Below are 18,264 nucleotides of genomic sequence, written 5' to 3'. Positions count from 1 at the left end.
GCATGAAAAAAGTCTTATATGCCATTCAAGGTACTGGTAATGGACACCTTAGTCGTGCTAGAGATATTATTCCTATTTTACAACAAAAGGTTGATTTAGATATTTTAGTGAGTGGTGTACAAGCAGATGTACAATTGCCATTTCCCATCAAACATCAGTTACAAGGCTTGAGTTTTATTTTTGGTCAAAAAGGAGGTGTTGATTTATGGAAAACCATTAAAAATTCAGATTTTAAAACATTTCGTAAAGAAATGAACAAAATAAATATTGGTCAATACGATTTGGTAATTAATGATTTTGAACCATTATCAGCATGGGCTGCAAAACTAAAGTCAATTCCTTGCGTTTCAATGAGTCATCAAGCCGCAGTAAAAGCTAAAGAAAGTCCAAAACCCAAAAAAAGAGATTTTTTAGGAGAACGTATCTTAAAACGTTACGCTCCTACCCAAACTTACTACGGTTTTCACTTTAAAAAATACAACTCACAAATTTTCACTCCTATTATTAGAAAAGAAATTAGAGACTTAAATCCGGTTGTTAAAAACTATTTTACGGTATATTTACCTGCTTACGGCGATGAGAAATTAATTAAATTCTTTAGTCAATTTAAAAAAGTAAACTGGCACATTTTTTCTAAACATACCAAAAAATCGTATCGTAAAAAAAACATATCAATTGAACCTGTAAACAATGAGGCTTTTATAAAAAGTTTTGAAAGTTGTGAAGGAATTATTTGTGGTGCTGGCTTTGAAACTCCTGCAGAAGCCTTATTTTTACAAAAAAAGCTATTAGTTGTTCCTATGAAAAACCAATACGAACAACAATGCAATGCAGAAGCATTAAAACAACTTGGTGTCCCTGTAATAAAAAAACTAAAAAACAAACACATTCAAATTCTACATGAATGGATTGCCGAAGATCAATATATTCCAGTTGATTATCCTGATGAAACAGAACAAATCATTGATTTAATTTTAAGCAAACATTAAAATTCTCCTATTTCTTTCTTAAAAAAATCAATCATATAAATATTGTTATAAAAATTAACGATTCGTATTCCTTCCAACACTCATAGTTTCCCAAAAATTGAATTTGGTTTGTATAATAAACCATAGAGACAACTAATAATTTATGTGAAATTTTACATTCGTTATTATAAAAAACTATGAAAAAAATTGCTTATTTATTTGCAACAGCATTGCTGTGCATTCTATTTTCTTGTTCAGAAGAATCTCAAATTGAAGAAATTACTGAAGAAACCCCACTAATTACAACTCAAAAAATTAACATTAACAATGTACAACTAAGTAAAAACGAACTATTTGTTAACGATGTAGCTACTTTAAATATTGATGTTGATAATGCTGATCTTATAGAAGTAAAAAGTACCGCTTCTGCATTATCTATCGTAAAAAACTCATCTAATTCATTCAAAATTTCTTCTACTACAGCTATTGCCGCTCCTATTGTTATAACCCTTAAAAACAAAGCAGAAACAATTAATAAAGTTTTATCTATTAAATTCAGTAAACACGGTACAGAAGATTTTCTTACGTTTGAAGGAATTACGTTAGATGATGACACTTCTGGCAGAATAAAACAATTACATGGTGAACCAGAACTTGTTTATAGTTATGAAACTAAAGAGACTCTAAATGGTACCTCAACAACTTATTTATATGAAGATTGGTTTTATTTTAGCAAAGGTTTTGCATTTTCTTTACTTGTAGGAACCAAAGGAGGAAATATTACTGTAAATGGTTGGATACATGAAGTATATATTTATGCAGAAGTGACGAATTTTACTATTAACGGTTCTAGATACATAATGAATCCATATTCTTACTTAAATAACTTAGGACAGCTAAGTAGCAATCATACCATTACAATGGATAAAGTGATTGAAATTTTTGGAATTCCCACAACAAAAAGATCCTACGATAACGAAACTAGTTCTATTAGATATTATCAATACAGAGATCACCATTCTTTTAACAAAGCAGACGTTACTTTTCGTTTTAATTCTGATGACATAGACAACTACCAAGGTAAAAATGTAAATAGAATTACAATTTGGTAAGCCTCTATATTAACTTTAATACATAAAAAAACCGTCAATATTGACGGTTTTTTATCTGAATTATTGTGTGTTTTTTATCTCTTAAGCCAAACCAGTCAACACCCATTGACCTGTTTCTAACAAAGGAATTGCTTGCTTAAACTTTGTTTCCTTTTTTTCTCCTGTTTGCACATTCTGAATTACAACACGATCATTTCTTCCTATTTTTGGTTGATCTCTAACAATTGTTTCTTGTACTGGTTGCTGAGCTGCTTGTGAATTCTGAATAGCTTGTTTATTAGCTGCTTCTGATGAATTTAAAACTTCTTGCTTAGAAGTTTGTATATTCTGAGCTTTCTTTTGTTCTTTTGCTTCAGAAATTTGCTGATTACTTTCTGGCAACTCTCCTTTAAATAAGAAAGACAACACTTCTTTATTCACCTTTTCTAACATCTTTTTAAACAATTCATAAGCTTCAAACTTATAAATTAACAAAGGGTCTTTTTGTTCATAAGATGCGTTTTGAACCGATTGTTTCAAATCATCCATTTTACGTAAATGGTCTTTCCACTCATCATCTATAATGGCTAAGGTGATGTTTTTCTCAAAATCAGAAATTAGCTCTGCTCCTTCTGTTTCGTAAGATTTTTTCAAATCAGTAACAACTCTTAATGATTTTACACCATCACTAAAAGGAACCACAATACGCTCGTATTTATCTCCTTCGTTTTCAAAAACGTTTTTAATAATAGGAAAAGCTGTATTGGCATTTCTAGCCATTTTATCTTGGTAATGTTTCATTACCACCTCATACAACTTATCAGATAATTGTTGTGGTAACGTATTTTCAAATTCTTCTTGAGTAAATGGAGAACTCATAGAAGTAGAAACAATTAACTCAAACTCAAAGTTTTTGTAATCGTTTGCTGCTTTGTTGTTGTCTACAATGGCTGCGCAGGCATCATAAATCATATTAGCAATATCTACTTGCAAACGTTTACCATCTAAAGCATGACGTCTACGTTTGTAAACTACTTCACGTTGAGAGTTCATAATATCATCGTACTCTAACAAACGCTTACGGATTCCAAAGTTGTTTTCTTCTACTTTTTTCTGTGCTCTTTCAATAGACTTGGTAATCATAGAGTGTTGAATGACCTCTCCTTCTTCTAACCCCATTCTATCCATCATTTTGGCAATTCTATCAGAACCAAATAAACGCATTAAGTTATCTTCTAATGATACGTAGAACTGAGAAGACCCCACATCTCCCTGACGACCAGCACGACCACGTAACTGACGGTCTACACGACGAGAATCGTGACGTTCTGTACCAATAATTGCCAAACCTCCTGCTGCTTTAACCTCTTCAGACAATTTAATATCGGTACCACGACCTGCCATATTGGTTGCAATGGTTACAATTCCTGGTTTCCCAGCTTCGGCAACTACTTCTGCCTCTTTTTTGTGTAATTTTGCATTTAACACATTGTGCTTTATCTTTCTAATGGACAACATTCTACCTAACAACTCAGATATTTCTACAGAGGTAGTACCTACCAAAACAGGTCTACCTGCTTCTACTAGTTTCACAACATCTTCTATAACAGCGTTGTATTTTTCTCTTGCTGTTTTGTAAATTAAATCTTCTTTATCTTCTCTTGCAATAGGTCTATTGGTTGGTATTTCTACAACATCTAACTTGTAAATTTGCCAAAATTCTCCAGCTTCTGTAATGGCAGTACCTGTCATACCAGATAATTTACGATACATTCTAAAGTAATTCTGTAGCGTTACGGTAGCATAGGTTTGAGAAGCTGCTTCAATCTTTACATCTTCTTTAGCTTCTATTGCCTGATGTAGTCCGTCTGAATAACGACGACCATCCATAATTCGACCAGTTTGTTCGTCAACAATTTTTACTTTGTTGTCCATAACCACATATTCTACATCTTTTTCAAACAAAGTATATGCTTTTAACAACTGATTTAACGTATGGATTCTTTCGCTTTTAATGCTAAAATCTCTGTATAAATCTTCTTTTTGTTCTATTTTTTCTTCATCAGAAATGGCTGCTGCATCAATTTCTCCTATTTTAACTCCAATATCTGGCAACACAAAAAAGTCTCCTCCTTCTTGACCAGATAAGGCTGCAATTCCTTTTTCTGTCAATTCTATAGAATTGTTTTTTTCTTCTATAACAAAATACAACTCTTTATCTACCTTAGGCATTTCTTTGTTGTTGTCTTGCATGTAGTAATTTTCTGTTTTTTGCAACAACTGTTTAATTCCTTCTTGAGATAAAAACTTGATTAAAGCTTTATTTTTAGGCAAACCTCTATAGACTCTTAACAATTGAAAAGCTCCTTCTTTGGTATCACCTTCTTTGATTAATTTTTTAGCATTGGCTAAAACACTCACCAAATATTGACTCTGTAACTTAACAATATCTGCTACTTTAGGTTTTAGTTCGTTAAACTCATGTCTATCTCCATCTTGTACTTGACCCGAAATAATTAAAGGTGTACGAGCATCATCTATCAATACAGAATCTACCTCATCAACAATAGCATAGTTAGGTTTGCGTTGTACCAAATCTTCTAAGGTACTAGCCATATTATCACGCAAATAATCAAAACCAAATTCGTTATTGGTTCCATAAGTAATATCTGCATTGTAGGCTTTTCTACGTGCATCGGAATTGGGTTGATGATGATCTATACAGTCTATTGTTAACCCATGGAATTGAAACAATGGTGCCATCCAAGCGCTATCACGTTTTGCTAAATAGTCGTTTACAGTTACTACGTGTACTCCTTTTCCTGCTAAAGCGTTTAAATATATAGGTAAGGTTGCTACTAAGGTTTTTCCCTCCCCGGTCATCATTTCGGCAATTTTACCTTGATGCAATACAGATCCTCCTATTAACTGTACATCGTAATGAATCATGTTCCAAGTAACTTGCGTTCCAGAGGCATCCCACGAGTTTTGCCAAACTGCTTTATCCTCTCCAACTAACTGTACATATTCTTTAGTTGCTGACAACTCTCTATCATAAGCAGTTGCTGTTACCTCTATTTGTGTGTTTTCTGTAAATCTTCTAGCTGTTTCTTTTACAACAGCAAAAGCTTCTGCTTGTATTTCTTTTAATACTTTTTCTGAAGCCTCATAGGCTTGATCTTTTAAAACATCTATTTGATTATAGATTCCTTCTTTATCATCTAATTGAGCTGTTTTAGCTTTTTCTTCTAAAGCAGTAATCTCCTCTTCTATAGATTTTGTTGCTTTATGAATTAAGCTTTTAAACTCTACAGTTTTTGCTCTTAATTCGTCTATTGTTAATTTTTGCAATGCTTCTTCGTAACTTCTTACTTCTGCTACTATAGGTTGTAGTAATTTTAAATCTTTTTGTTGTTTATCACCAACAAATATTTTGATTACTGAGTCTAATATCCCCATTTTATTTTTATTGTTTATGTCTCAAAAATAAATAAAAAAAAAGCCTCTAATGAGACTTTTTTTTTATTTAATTCTGTTGTAATTTAATATTCTTCTTCGTTCCAAAGATAATCTTCTTCAGTCGGATAATCTGGCCATATTTCTACAATATCATCGTAGATTTCTCCTTCATCTTCTAAACTTTGTAAATTCTCCACAACTTCTAGTGGTGCTCCTGTTCTAATTGCAAAATCAATCAGTTCGTCTTTTGAAGCTGGCCAAGGTGCATCTGCTAAATAGTTAGCTAATTCTAAAGTCCAATACATTTTTTTTCAAATTATAATTATTGCAAAAATAATTTTTTAATTAAAAAAGTCAAGTTTTTTTTTAGTCTTTTAAAGAACTTATTTTGATTTGTTTGGAATCCATTTTATTTCATCCGCACACAATTGTTTTGACAACATTCGTGCCAATACAAATAGGTAATCGGACAAGCGATTTAAATAAGATATTATATGTATGTTGACAGGTTCATTCTCGTGTAATAGTACGCTTATTCTTTCGGCTCTTCGGCACACTGTTCTAGCAATATGACAATATGACACCGCCATATGTCCTCCTGGTAATACGAAATGTGTCATTTGTGGTAACTCACCATCTAACCTATCTATTTCTAATTCTAACTCATTAATTTCTTTTTCATCAAAAGGATCTAACCCCAATCTACTTTTTCCATTTTTTAAGGTTTCACTTTCTAGAGGTGTGGCTAAAAAAGCACCTACAGCAAACAATTGATTCTGAATGTTAATGATAAAGTTTTTGTGTTGCGGTGCTATGTTTTGATCTCTAATTAATCCTAAATAAGAATTTAATTCATCTACGGTTCCGTAAGCATCTATTCTTATGTGAGATTTTGATACTCTTTTGCCTCCAAACAAAGAAGTTTGACCTTTATCTCCCGTTTTTGTATATATTTTCATTTTTTAGAATCTTATTTTAAAATGTTCTTTGTTTTGTTCTTTTCTAAAAAACACCAATCCCCATTGAAACAAATCTATAGTCACTGTTACTTCTGGATGGTTTTTAATTTCTTCCCAAGCTTGTTTCATTCCATCAGACCAATATATATCATCAAAAATAAACACAGAATTGTTATGTTTTGCTTTTAAACATTGTTCAAAATAAGTAAGGGTTGCTTGCTTTTGATGATTGCCATCAATATAAATTAAGTCGTATTGTTTGTTTTTTAATACCTCTGGCAGTACATTGTTAAAATCTCCCTGAATTAAATTTAGCTGATTGTGATAGTTTTTTAATTGTTCTTTGGCTATTTGTAAAGTTGCTGGACAACCTTCTATACTTGTTATTTTTGCCGTAGGATTGTTAACTGCTAAACAAAAAGTACCTACTCCTAAAGAGGTTCCCAACTCTAAAATATTTTCACAATTTAAATAATTTACCAACCTATTTAATAACTGTCCGTATTTAATAGATACAGATGCTGTTTTAGCAATATCTGCTATTTTTCTATTGTTTGATTTAAAAACACGAGACCCTGAACCTAAATCTGTAACCGATATGTGGTTTTTATTTTTCTTTAATTTTTGTTGATAAGCTTGTATTTGATCCTTAATGTTTTTGGTTGTTTTTTGATAAAAACAACACGTAACTAACTTATATACAAAGGGTGAATGTACACCGTGCTGATTGGTGGAATTAATTATAAAACGGAAGTATTCTTTAATCATGATTTTCACTAAAAAACAAGTGTAAAAGTAAAGTAAATTAAAGTTAGAAACTCTAATTTATAATTTTATATTTGTTATTAAAGACATTTCTGACTCTATGAAAAACATTGTTACGACCTTAATTACCCTTATTTTATTAACATCGTGCGTAAGCAATAAAAGAATAACTTATTTACAAGGAGATCTTTCTAATAAAAAATACGATTTTCCTCATGGGATCTTTAAAACTCAAGTAAATGATATCCTTTTAATTACGGTTACCTCTAAAGATAAAGAATTAACTGAATTTTTTAATTCATTAAGCAACTCCAACAACACCCAAAATAACGGAATGAATATCAACCCATATCTTACAGGATACCGAATAGATACTCACGGAAACATTAGGTTGCCTTATATTGGAGAAATGAATGTGCTAGGATATTCATTAGATCAAATAAGAGAAAAAATTGAAATTGAATTGTCTAAATACATTCAAAACAAAGATGCCTTTTTTGTTACCGTTAAAAATGCAGGAATAAAATACACCATTGTTGGAGAAATAGGAAGCCCTGGTACCAATACAATACAAGCTTATGAAGCTACTATTATTGATGCCATTGCAAATTCTGGAGATATTAAAGAATATGGAAACAGAACCAATGTAGAAATTATTAGACAAGAAAAAAATGGAGTACAAAAATATGTGGTAGACTTAACCGATGTGGAAAGCTTAAACTCTAATGCTTTTCTGTTAAAAAACAATGATATCATCAACATAAAACCTATTAAACAAAAACCTATTGGTGTAGGAACTACTGGTTTAGGGGTTTTTAACACCGTGCTTTCTACGTTTACAGTAGCGGTTACTACATTTTTATTTATCAATACTTTGTAAAATATATGGATTCTAAAAACCTACATAACATAACCAAAGATTTTGGTTCTATAGATTTAAAAGGATACCTACTAAAAGTAGTTAGTTACTGGAAGTTGTTTATATTATCTATTTTAATATCCTTAGCCTTTGCTAAATATAAAAATATGATGAATACTAGTATCTATAACATTGGTACTCAAATAACCATCAACGAAAAGTCGAACCCTATGTTTTCTTCTAACACCAACATTTCCTTTAATTGGGGTGGTGCTAGTGATATGGTAGAATCTGTAAAAGCAGAGTTTAAATCTAGAACTCATAACGAAAAAGTGGTTGAAAAACTACAGTTTTACATTAACTATTTGGAAAAAGAGGAAATTCTTTTTAAAACCAGATACAAAGACATTTATGGTTACACTCCGTTTATTCTTAAGTTAAACAACCCTAATAGCTACCAAGTTTTAAACAAAAAAATAGAGTTAATTTTTACAAGCCCAACAACCATACAGCTATCGTTAAAGTTAAACGATGAAACTAAAAACCTAACCACATACAATTACTTTACACACACCACAGCTAACACTAGCTTAAAAAGTAATTTTTATCAGAAAACATTTAACATTACAAAAAGTATTAAAACCCCTTTTTGTGAGTTTGATTTGCATTTGGTTAACAAACCTATTTTAAACAAACCTTATTACATTAGCTTTAACTCTTTTAACGGAACAGTAGCATTGTATACAAATATTGATATAAAAACAGCTGTTACCGGAACCTCTTTATTAAACCTAAGTTTAGAAGGGAGTAACAAAAAACGCTTAATTGATTATATTAATAAAACGGTAGAAGTTTTAGGTGAAGAAGAAAAACAAGAAAAAATTACATATGCTGTAAACACCAAAAAGTTTATTGACTCTTTATTCTTAATAGAAACTAACAAACTAAGCAATATTGAAGATCAATTAATTAAGTTTAAAACAGACAATTCTGTAAAACTATCTGATGAAGGAAAAAGAGCTTATGATCAAATTCTAGATTACGAAAACCAATTAAAAGAAATTAAAGACAATACCGAATTGTTACTTGGTTTTAAAAACAATACCCTTAACAACGACTTAGACATTCAGAACATACCTATTTCTCAAATTCAAGATGTAGGTTTACAAACATCGTTGTCAGAGCTTATCAATCAATTAATGCTAAAAAACAAACTACTTAGCAACCACATTTATCCATCACATCCTGATTTTATCGATTTAGAAAACAAAATCAACCTTTCTAAAGCTAATATTAAAAACAGAATTAATGCTTTAATTGTTTACAACACAGAAAAGTCTAAAAAAATAAACACTCATATTAGCGAAATTAAATACTCTATTAAAGATTTACCTTTAAAAGAACATCAGTTATTGCAGTTAGAAAAAGACTACGCAATGTCTGAAAGTAACTATAACATTTTAAAACAAAAAAGTTACGATACTGGAGCTGCCATTGCAGCCAACTCATCTAGCATAAAGGTTATAGACAGCGCTAAAGATATAGGTCAAGGTCCTTTGGCAAGTAAAGCTTCTTTTAATTATGTTGTTGCCATTTTATTGGCCATTATTTTACCTTTAATTTTTATTACCATTATAGAAGCTTTAGATGATAGCGTATACACCGTAGAACAAATAGAAAAACTCTACAAAATACCTGTTTTAGGAGTTATTGGAAAAAACAAAACCAATTCTAATTTGGTGTTGTTAAATTCTCCAAATTCATCGGTAGCAGAATCATACAGAGCTATTCGATCTAACATTCCATACCTATTTCATAAAGAAAACGTAAACAAAAACAGCAAAACCATATTGTGTACCTCTTCTATTGGTGGAGAAGGAAAAACGGTTACCTCTATGAACATTGCTAGTTCTTATGCCTTAAGTGGAAAAAAAGCAGTTTTATTAGGGTTCGATTTAAGAAAACCTAAAATACACAAAGACTTTCATTTAAAGAATAATGAAATTGGATTGGTGGATTATATTATAGGAAATTTAAACCTAGAACAAGTAATACAACCTACCGAAGTTCCTGGGTTAGATATTATTTTAACAGGAACCATTCCTCCAAATCCATCAGAATTAATTTTAAGCGATGCTACTAAAGAATTGTTTGCAGAATTAAAAATGATTTATGATTACATTATTATAGACACCCCTCCTATTGGTTTGGTATCTGATGCTTTGGATTTAATGAAATTTTCTGATGCCAACATTTATGTTACCCGACAAGGGTACACCAAAAAAGGAATGATGAAAATGATTGATCAAAAATACACCAACTACGAGGTAGTGAATATAGCTTTTGTATTGAATGATTTTGCTCAATCATCTAAATATGGTTACAGATATGGTTATGGTTATGGTTACGGTTATGGTTATGGTTCCTACGGATATCATTCCGATGAAAAAACATCTATAATCCAACACATTAAAAACATATTTACAAAGAAAAAACCTATATAAAACATGAAGTTAAAACTTCTTAAAAACAAAAAAATTATTGTTCCTATAGTTGTTTTTATATTTATTATATGGATGCTTTTTTTTGATGCCAATTCCTATTTATATCAACTAGAACATGATAGAGAAATAAAAAGATTGGAAAAAAGTATTGAATTTTATCAGAAAGAAATAAAGAAAAACAGAAAAACCATAGAAGAACTTTCTATTCAGAAAAACTTAAACAATTACGCAAGAGAAAAATACCATTATAAGAAAAAAGACGAACATCTTTACCTTATAGAATTTGATACGATTGATTAACAAAAAAGAGCTTTCAAAAAAAAATGAAAGCTCTTTTTTAGTTTAAAAAAACTGTGGTGTTTTAATAATCGTTCTTTTTGGCTTTTTTACTTCCTTCGTAAATTTCATATTTTACAAATTTACAATCTAAATCACTGTTTTTAATAGCAATTCTTCTACTGGTTTTTAAACCTACATATTTTAAAGCCTCAATATCAGAAGTAATAAACCATGCAGATGAATTGTGATAGTGATGCTTTAACGTATCACCAATATTTCTATAAAACCCTTCAACATCATCAAGCTTTAAACGTTCTCCGTAAGGCGGATTGAATAAAATAGTGGTAGGCCCATGTACTTCTTTAGTAGAGTTAAAAAAGTTTACGTGGTGTACTCCTATAAACTCTTCTAAATTAGCGTTGGCAATATTTTCGTTTGCTTTTCTTACGGCAGATGGAGCTTTGTCAAACCCCATAATTTTAAATTTTGGATCTCTAATTTTTTTAATCAAAGAATCTTGTATCACAAAAAATAACTCTTCATTAAAATCATTCCACTTTTCAAAAGCAAACTCTTTTCTATTAATGTTAGCAGGAATGTTACAAGCTATCATGGCAGCTTCTATTAAAAGTGTTGCAGAACCACACATTGGGTCTATAAAATTTTCATCACCTCTATAACCAGATAACATAATTAATCCGGCAGCCAAAACTTCGTTTATTGGAGCTAAGTTGGTGTTTAACCTATACCCTCTTTTGTGTAAAGAATCTCCAGAACTATCTAAAGAAACCGTAGCAACACCATTCCTATCAACATGTACGTTTACTTTTAAATCTGGGTGTTTAATATCTACATTAGGTCTAGAATCGTATCTGGCCATAAAATAATCTGCAATTGCATCTTTGGTTTTTAGAGCTAAATAATGAGTGTTGTTTGTTAATCCACTAAATTGATTGGTTCCTTTGGTAGCAAAAGTTCCCGTAACAGCAAGGTATTTTTCCCATCTAATTTTTAACAAGCTTTTATACAAATCATCTTCATTTCTGATTTTAAACTTCATAATGGGTTTTAAAATTCTAATAGCAGTTCTTAGGTACAAATTGGCCTTGTACATAAACCCTTCATCTCCAACAAACTCTACCATTCTTACTCCAGCCTTTACATCTTGCGCTCCTAACTCTTTTAATTCGGTTTCCAACACTTCTTCTAACCCTTGTAAGGTTGTTGCCACCATTTTAAAATTACTACTCATAAACTTTTAAATTTTGTACAAAAGTAATTCTTTGTAATGTCTTTTGAATAAAACTACTAAAGAATAAATTAACTAAATTTGACAGCCCACAAATAAAAATAAATGGAGAACACAAAAACTTGGTTTAGCGAATGGTTTAATACCACCTATTACCATACACTATACAAGCACAGAAACAATACAGAAGCTCAAAAATTTATACAAAACTTAGTTCGTTTTTTAAACCTACCTAAAAGTGCTACTATTCTAGACTTAGCTTGTGGAAAAGGAAGACATTCAATTTTTTTAAACTCTTTAGGATACAATGTTATTGGTGCAGATTTGTCTGAAAACAGCATACAATATGCCAATCAATTTGCAAACAGCACTTTAAAATTCATGGTTCAAGACATGAGAAAGCCCTTTCCAATAAAGGTAGATGCCGTGTTTAATATGTTTACCAGTTTTGGGTATTTTGATGATGATAATGATGACATTAAAGTACTAAAAAACATAGAGAGTATGATTGAGCAAAACGGAGTGGCTGTTATTGATTACATGAACGTTCCTAAAGTAATTAAAAACCTAGTTAAAAGTGAAACTGTTACCAGAGATCATCTTGATTTTAAGATTAAAAGACACGTTACCAACGGGTTTATTACTAAAGATATAGATTTAATAGATGATGGAAAAGAATTTCATTTTCAAGAGAGAGTAAAAGCTATAGATTTAGACAAATTCAGAAACTATTGCAAGCAAGCAAATTTAAAAATTAACCATATCTTTGGCGATTATAATTTATCAGAATTCAACACCCAAACTTCAGATAGATTGATCTTGATTTTAAGCAAATGATTTATATATACTTAATAGCTTCCGTTTTAATTAGTGTTCTTTTTGTAAGCGTTAGCCATCCTAAAAAAAAGTTCATTCAATTGTTACTTTCTTTTAGTGGTGCCTATTTGTTGTCTATGACTATTAGCCATTTATTGCCCGAAACTTTTGGTTTATACAACACAGAGCATTCACATGTACATTCAGAAGAAATTAACACCAAACTTATTGGAGTTTTTATACTATTAGGAATCTTAGTACAATTAGTTTTAGAATCGTTTTCCAAAGGTGCAGAACATGGTCATGTACACATTCACAATCAAAAAAAACAATTTCCCTGGATGCTGTTTGCCAGTTTGTGCTTACATGCCTTTTCAGAAGGAATTCCTTTAGGATACGAAAACAATCAATCTTTTTTATGGGCCATTGTTATTCATAAAATTCCGGTAGGAATAGTGTTAACTTCCTTTTTTTTAAAACATGAATACGACTTAAAAAAAGTTGTGTTTTTTATGACTGCTTTTGCATTAATGAGTCCTTTAGGAAGCTTATTAGCTTCTAAAATTTATTTTTTCCAACATTATCAAAACTATATTACAGCTATTATTATTGGAATCTTTTTACACATTTCTACTGTAATTTTATTTGAAAGCTCCGAAAACCACAAGTTTAGCTACCCTAAGTTTATTGCTATTCTGTTAGGAATGGCAGTTGCTTTATTCTAAGCAAATCTATTTTTACTATACAAAATACTCTTTATTTTTCTTTTAAAATAAAGAGTAAAAAAACTATATTAGTGATACGTATTCAGTACTTATTTACCTAATTTATTATACCTGCCTATCATGATTAAGAATGAACAAAATTTTAAGGTTGTTGCTATTGGTGCATCTGCTGGAGGACTAGATGCAATTCAACAATTATTTGATCAAATTCCAGAAGACACAGGCATGGCTTTTATAATTATTCAGCACTTGTCACCCAATTTTGTAAGTTTAATGCCAGAGCTTTTAGCAAAACATACTAAAATGCCCGTTTATACAGCAGATGAGAACCAAACCATTCATCCTAACTGTATATACTTAAATCAAAGAAATAAAAACTTACAAATAAAAGGTACAGAGTTACATTTAATAGATAAAACCCCTAATTTAAATCTTCCTATAGACATTTTTTTCCACACGTTAGGAGCAGAATATCAAGAAAATTCCGTTGGTATTATATTATCTGGAACAGGTTCTGATGGATCTAGAGGAATTAAAACAATTAGTGAAAACAACGGTATTGTTATTGTTCAAGACCCTATTTCATCTCAATTTGATGGAATGCCTAATTCTGCTATTAAAACAAAATTAGTAGATTATGTTTTGGATCCTGAAGGAATTGCTACCGTAATCAAAAAAATTCCCTACAACAATAAATTTACTTCTTTAGACGAAGAATTAATCGCAAAAAGCAACGAAGAATTATTGTATTCTATTTTAGATGAAGTGTACAAACACACCAACATCAACTTTAAGAATTACAAAAAAAACACCATTGTAAGAAGAATAGAAAAAAGAATGAACATCAATAATATTGAAAAAATTATTGATTATTTAAAATTCTTACGCAAATCTGATCCCGAAAAAGCAGCATTAAAACAAGATTTTTTAATTGGTGTTACACGTTTTTTTAGAGATGAAGAAGCATTTAACATTATAAAAAATAGAGTAATTCCTAATATTTGTTCTACTAAAAAACCATTAGATACTATTAGAATTTGGACGGCGGGCTGCTCATCTGGTGAAGAAGTATATTCTTTAGCCATGCTTTTTGATGATTATATAACTCAAAACAAACTACAGCTAGACTTTAAAATATTTGCTACCGATATAGATAACGATGCTTTATCTGTAGCTAGTGCAGGTTATTTTAACATCAACACAATTACAGAAATTGAAAAAAAATATTTAGAAAAATATTTCATCAAATCTGGAGATCAAATAGCTGTAATTAAAAATTTAAGAGAAAAAATTGTTTTCTCTAACCACAACATATTAAGCGATCCTCCATTTATTAAAATGGATTTTATTTCTTGTAGAAATTTATTGATATACATTACCAATAATGCTCAGAAAAAAATTATGTATAACTTTCAATTTGCTTTAAATAAAAACGGATACTTGTTTTTAGGAAATAGCGAATCTTTAGGTGAAATTTCTAAATGTTACGATGTAATAGACACCAAATGGAAAGTTTACAAAAACATTTCTGAAGAAAAATTTAGATATACAGAATCTATTCATTCCAACGAAATAAATTCTTTTAGTTATAAAAATAGTCCACTAAGAAAAACCTCTTTTTTAACAGATTACAAACCTAAAGAAAATACAGAATCTGTATACCATAAATACTTAAGCAAAAAGCACAGCCCCGATTCTATTTTTATAGATAAAAACTTTAATATATTATATATAATTGGAGATGCTGGGGCCAAATTAACACATGTTGAAGGTTTGTTTCAAAACAATTTGTTAAAAATTGTAAAACCAGATTTAGCAGCTATTATAAGAAGTAGTGTGCAAAAGGTAGAAAAAGAAAATAAAGACATTACAATTAAAAATATTGTTAACAAAAAAGAAGACAAAATCTATACTTTTGATTTAACAATACACAAATCTAAAAACAACACCGATTTAATAGGCACTTATGTTCTTGAATTTAGTAAAGAAAGTAAAGATGAACAAAACACTATTGTTATTAGTGATTTTCCTATTGAAGAAATATCTAAACAGCATTACGAAGATTTAGAAATAGAATTAAAAGCAACACGTTCAGAACTTCAAAATGTAGTTGAAGAATTAGAAACAAGTAACGAAGAATTACAATCTTCTAACGAAGAGTTAATGGCTTCTAATGAAGAGTTACAAAGTACTAACGAAGAACTTCAATCTGTAAACGAAGAACTTTATACCGTAAATTCTGAATTGCAAGAAAAGAATAAAGAGTTAGAATATCTTAACAACGATATTACAAACTTTTTAAATAGTACTAATATTGCTACGCTATTTTTAGACACTAATCTAAACATTAGAAAATTTACCCCTTCTATTCAAAAACACTTTAATTTACAAACTTTAGATATTGGTAGATCTATAACAAATTTCACCTCTAGTTTTGGAGAAGAAATTAAACGTTCTATCATTGATAACTCTAAAGAAGTTCTTGACAAATTAATTACCATAGAAAGAGAAATAACAGATGCTGATGGTAATATTTTCTTAAAACGCATACTTCCTTTTATTACAGTAGACAAAAAAATAGAAGGAGTTGTTATTACTTTTATAGATATAAACGAATTAAGAAAAACAGAAGAAGAACTAGCCTTAACAGAACAACGATACAAGAATTTATTTAAAAACCTTAATGAAGGTTTTATTCATGCCAAAATTATTACCGATGCCAATAACAAACCTATAGATTGGGAATACCTAAACGTAAACCCAGCTTTTGAAAAGCAAGTAGGTATTAGTGCTAAAGATATTATTGGAAAAAAAGTAAGCGAAATATTTCCTGAAATCACAAAAGACAATGTTAATTGGGTTGAGTTTTACGGTAAAACAGCCATAGAGGGTACCGAACAAAATTTAGAAAACTATACTTCTATTTTAAAAAAATACTACATTGTACATGCTTTTTCTCCTAAAAAAGGAGAATTTGCAGCTACATTTGCAGATATTACTGAATTAAAGAAAAAAGAACAAGCTTTAAAAAACAGTAAAGATGAACTTCAAAAGGTTCAAGAAATAACACGCATTGGTAGTTGGTCTTTAGACACAGAAACCAATGAAGTAACCTGGTCTAGAGAACTCTATAAAATGTATGGTTTTGACCCTAATAAGCCCGTACCTCCTTATCCAGAACATCAAAAACTATTTACCCCTGAAAGTTGGGAACTATTGTCTACATCTTTAGAAAAAACTAGATTAACTGGAGTTCCATATGAATTAGAGTTAAAAACAATACGCAGCAACGGAACCAAAGGTTGGATGTGGGTAATTGGAGAAGCCATTAAGGATGAGCATGGAGACATTATTGGACTTAGAGGAGCCGCACAAGATGTTAGCGAAAGAAAATCTATAGAAGAAGAATTGATTTTGGCAAAAAAAACAGCCGAAAACGCTAACTCGCAAAAAAATCATTTTGTTGCCAATATGAGTCATGAAATTAGAACTCCTATGAATGCCGTTATTGGTTTTTCTGAATTGTTAAAAGAAAAAAACCTAAATGAAAAAGACAAAACTAATTTCTTAAAAATTATAGACAACAATTCTAAACAATTGTTAAACCTAATTGATGACATTATTGACATTGCTAAAATTGAATCTGGTGAATTAAAAATACACAACGAAACATTTAGCTTACCTAAAATTTTAAATGAAATTCTAGAAACCTTTAATCAAATTAAGGTTAATAAGAATAAAAATAATATTCAATTTCAATTAATCATACCTCAAGAATATAGTCAAATACAAATAACCACAGATAAGCTACGTATTAAACAAATCATTTCCAATCTATTAAACAACTCGTTAAAGTTTTCTGAAAAAGGAACTATTCGTTTCGGATTTAGAATTATAAATACGCAACTACACATTTTTGTAAAAGATGAAGGAATTGGAATCCCTTTAAACAAATACAATGAAATCTTTGAACGATTCAAACAAGTTAATTATCACGACAATGCTAAATATGGAGGTACAGGTCTTGGACTTACCATTTGCAAAGGAATTTTAGATTTGTTAGGTGGTGATATTTCTTTTACTTCCAAACTAGGTGAAGGAACAGAGTTTACGGTACAAATCCCTTTAAATAAATCGGAAATTAAAAACGTTGTTGAAACAAAAATTATTGAAAAACCAAAAGTAGATAACAACAATACATTAATAGGCAAAACCATATTAATAGCAGAAGACGAACGTTTGATTCGAATATTTTTTCAACAAGTATTTAAAAATATTAATATCAATTTAATTTTTGCAGAAAACGGAGCAGAGGCCATTGAAATATACAACGAAAAACATGAAGAAATAGATATTATATTAATGGATATTAGAATGCCTATTGTTAATGGGTTTGATGCTATGCAAGAAATTCTAAAAACATATCCAGACACCAAAATAATTGTCCAATCTGCCTTTGTAAGAGCCGAAGAAAAAGAAAGAGCTTTGCAACTAGGTGCTGTAGATTATATTACCAAACCAATTATTAGAGACGAACTGTTAGCAAAATTAAAAAACTGGCTCGGTGCTTAAATTCAACCTTTGTGCCTG

The 18,264-nt window shown here is 30.2% G+C and carries 13 protein-coding genes; 8 read left to right on the top strand and 5 right to left on the bottom strand.

Features of this window, described 5'->3' with window-relative positions; all coding sequences use genetic code 11:
• The first annotated feature begins 2 nt into the window (after positions 1-2).
• Both ACY2IJ_RS00180 and ACY2IJ_RS00175 read left to right on the top strand, forming a co-directional pair.
• Positions 3-989: a glycosyltransferase family protein gene (locus ACY2IJ_RS00180; protein WP_476725137.1), complete on the top strand. Its 987-nt coding sequence runs from the start codon at positions 3-5 to the stop codon at positions 987-989.
• Between the two features lie 176 nt (positions 990-1,165).
• Positions 1,166-2,080, top strand: coding sequence for a hypothetical protein (locus ACY2IJ_RS00175; RefSeq protein WP_476725136.1), 915 nt, complete (start codon positions 1,166-1,168; stop codon positions 2,078-2,080).
• A gap of 81 nt (positions 2,081-2,161) precedes the next feature.
• On the opposite strand, the gene secA is transcribed toward ACY2IJ_RS00175, so the two are convergent.
• The 4 genes from secA to ACY2IJ_RS00155 form a co-directional block, all read right to left on the bottom strand.
• A complete protein-coding gene (gene secA / locus ACY2IJ_RS00170; RefSeq protein WP_476725135.1) occupies positions 2,162-5,518 on the bottom strand; it encodes a preprotein translocase subunit SecA in 3,357 nt (1,118 codons plus the stop codon).
• Positions 5,519-5,601: 83 nt separating this feature from the next.
• On the bottom strand, positions 5,602-5,823 hold the full coding sequence (locus ACY2IJ_RS00165) for a DUF2795 domain-containing protein (RefSeq protein ID WP_068825177.1): 222 nt from the start codon (positions 5,821-5,823) through the stop codon (positions 5,602-5,604).
• 78 nt (positions 5,824-5,901) lie between these two features.
• Entirely contained in the window at positions 5,902-6,477 is a 576-nt protein-coding gene (locus ACY2IJ_RS00160; protein ID WP_476725134.1) for a cob(I)yrinic acid a,c-diamide adenosyltransferase, read from the bottom strand.
• A 3-nt stretch (positions 6,478-6,480) separates the two neighbouring features.
• Positions 6,481-7,245, bottom strand: a complete 765-nt coding sequence (locus ACY2IJ_RS00155) for an O-methyltransferase (RefSeq protein WP_476725133.1) — start codon at positions 7,243-7,245, stop codon at positions 6,481-6,483.
• A 97-nt stretch (positions 7,246-7,342) separates the two neighbouring features.
• Here ACY2IJ_RS00155 and ACY2IJ_RS00150 point away from each other — a divergent pair, with 97 nt between their 5' ends.
• From ACY2IJ_RS00150 to ACY2IJ_RS00140, 3 genes are read left to right on the top strand one after another with little or no spacing between them, the layout of a single operon-like run.
• Entirely contained in the window at positions 7,343-8,122 is a 780-nt protein-coding gene (locus ACY2IJ_RS00150) for a polysaccharide biosynthesis/export family protein (RefSeq protein ID WP_476725132.1), read from the top strand.
• 5 nt (positions 8,123-8,127) lie between these two features.
• On the top strand, positions 8,128-10,605 hold the full coding sequence (locus tag ACY2IJ_RS00145) for an exopolysaccharide transport family protein (RefSeq protein WP_476725131.1): 2,478 nt from the start codon (positions 8,128-8,130) through the stop codon (positions 10,603-10,605).
• Positions 10,606-10,608: 3 nt separating this feature from the next.
• A complete protein-coding gene (locus tag ACY2IJ_RS00140; protein WP_476725130.1) occupies positions 10,609-10,905 on the top strand; it encodes an FtsB family cell division protein in 297 nt (98 codons plus the stop codon).
• A 61-nt stretch (positions 10,906-10,966) separates the two neighbouring features.
• On the opposite strand, the gene ACY2IJ_RS00135 is transcribed toward ACY2IJ_RS00140, so the two are convergent.
• A complete protein-coding gene (locus ACY2IJ_RS00135; protein ID WP_476725129.1) occupies positions 10,967-12,136 on the bottom strand; it encodes a THUMP domain-containing class I SAM-dependent RNA methyltransferase in 1,170 nt (389 codons plus the stop codon).
• A 102-nt stretch (positions 12,137-12,238) separates the two neighbouring features.
• Here ACY2IJ_RS00135 and ACY2IJ_RS00130 point away from each other — a divergent pair, with 102 nt between their 5' ends.
• From ACY2IJ_RS00130 to ACY2IJ_RS00120, 3 genes are all read left to right on the top strand, one after another.
• Positions 12,239-12,970: a class I SAM-dependent methyltransferase gene (locus ACY2IJ_RS00130; RefSeq protein ID WP_476725128.1), complete on the top strand. Its 732-nt coding sequence runs from the start codon at positions 12,239-12,241 to the stop codon at positions 12,968-12,970.
• The gene (locus ACY2IJ_RS00125) at positions 12,967-13,674 is read left to right on the top strand and encodes a ZIP family metal transporter (RefSeq protein WP_476725127.1); all 708 of its coding nucleotides are present in this window, start codon (positions 12,967-12,969) and stop codon (positions 13,672-13,674) included. The genes ACY2IJ_RS00130 and ACY2IJ_RS00125 overlap by 4 nt, the downstream gene beginning before the upstream one ends.
• Positions 13,675-13,794: 120 nt before the next feature.
• On the top strand, positions 13,795-18,246 hold the full coding sequence (locus ACY2IJ_RS00120; protein WP_476725126.1) for a CheR family methyltransferase: 4,452 nt from the start codon (positions 13,795-13,797) through the stop codon (positions 18,244-18,246).
• Positions 18,247-18,264: the final 18 nt, after the last annotated feature.

The organism is Wenyingzhuangia gracilariae, from assembly GCF_056387575.1.
Note: the sequence above shows the minus strand (reverse complement) of the source record. Positions and strands in the feature narration are given on the sequence as shown.

What these genes read in the sequence shown, in the direction of transcription:
- ACY2IJ_RS00180 (WP_476725137.1), top strand. Translation starts at nt 3, where the DNA reads ATGAAAAAAGTCTTATATGCCATTCAAGGTACTGGTAATGGACACCTT.
- ACY2IJ_RS00175 (WP_476725136.1), top strand. Translation starts at nt 1,166, where the DNA reads ATGAAAAAAATTGCTTATTTATTTGCAACAGCATTGCTGTGCATTCTA.
- secA (WP_476725135.1), bottom strand. Translation starts at nt 5,518, where the DNA reads ATGGGGATATTAGACTCAGTAATCAAAATATTTGTTGGTGATAAACAA.
- ACY2IJ_RS00165 (WP_068825177.1), bottom strand. Translation starts at nt 5,823, where the DNA reads ATGTATTGGACTTTAGAATTAGCTAACTATTTAGCAGATGCACCTTGG.
- ACY2IJ_RS00160 (WP_476725134.1), bottom strand. Translation starts at nt 6,477, where the DNA reads ATGAAAATATATACAAAAACGGGAGATAAAGGTCAAACTTCTTTGTTT.
- ACY2IJ_RS00155 (WP_476725133.1), bottom strand. Translation starts at nt 7,245, where the DNA reads ATGATTAAAGAATACTTCCGTTTTATAATTAATTCCACCAATCAGCAC.
- ACY2IJ_RS00150 (WP_476725132.1), top strand. Translation starts at nt 7,343, where the DNA reads ATGAAAAACATTGTTACGACCTTAATTACCCTTATTTTATTAACATCG.
- ACY2IJ_RS00145 (WP_476725131.1), top strand. Translation starts at nt 8,128, where the DNA reads ATGGATTCTAAAAACCTACATAACATAACCAAAGATTTTGGTTCTATA.
- ACY2IJ_RS00140 (WP_476725130.1), top strand. Translation starts at nt 10,609, where the DNA reads ATGAAGTTAAAACTTCTTAAAAACAAAAAAATTATTGTTCCTATAGTT.
- ACY2IJ_RS00135 (WP_476725129.1), bottom strand. Translation starts at nt 12,136, where the DNA reads ATGAGTAGTAATTTTAAAATGGTGGCAACAACCTTACAAGGGTTAGAA.
- ACY2IJ_RS00130 (WP_476725128.1), top strand. Translation starts at nt 12,239, where the DNA reads ATGGAGAACACAAAAACTTGGTTTAGCGAATGGTTTAATACCACCTAT.
- ACY2IJ_RS00125 (WP_476725127.1), top strand. Translation starts at nt 12,967, where the DNA reads ATGATTTATATATACTTAATAGCTTCCGTTTTAATTAGTGTTCTTTTT.
- ACY2IJ_RS00120 (WP_476725126.1), top strand. Translation starts at nt 13,795, where the DNA reads ATGATTAAGAATGAACAAAATTTTAAGGTTGTTGCTATTGGTGCATCT.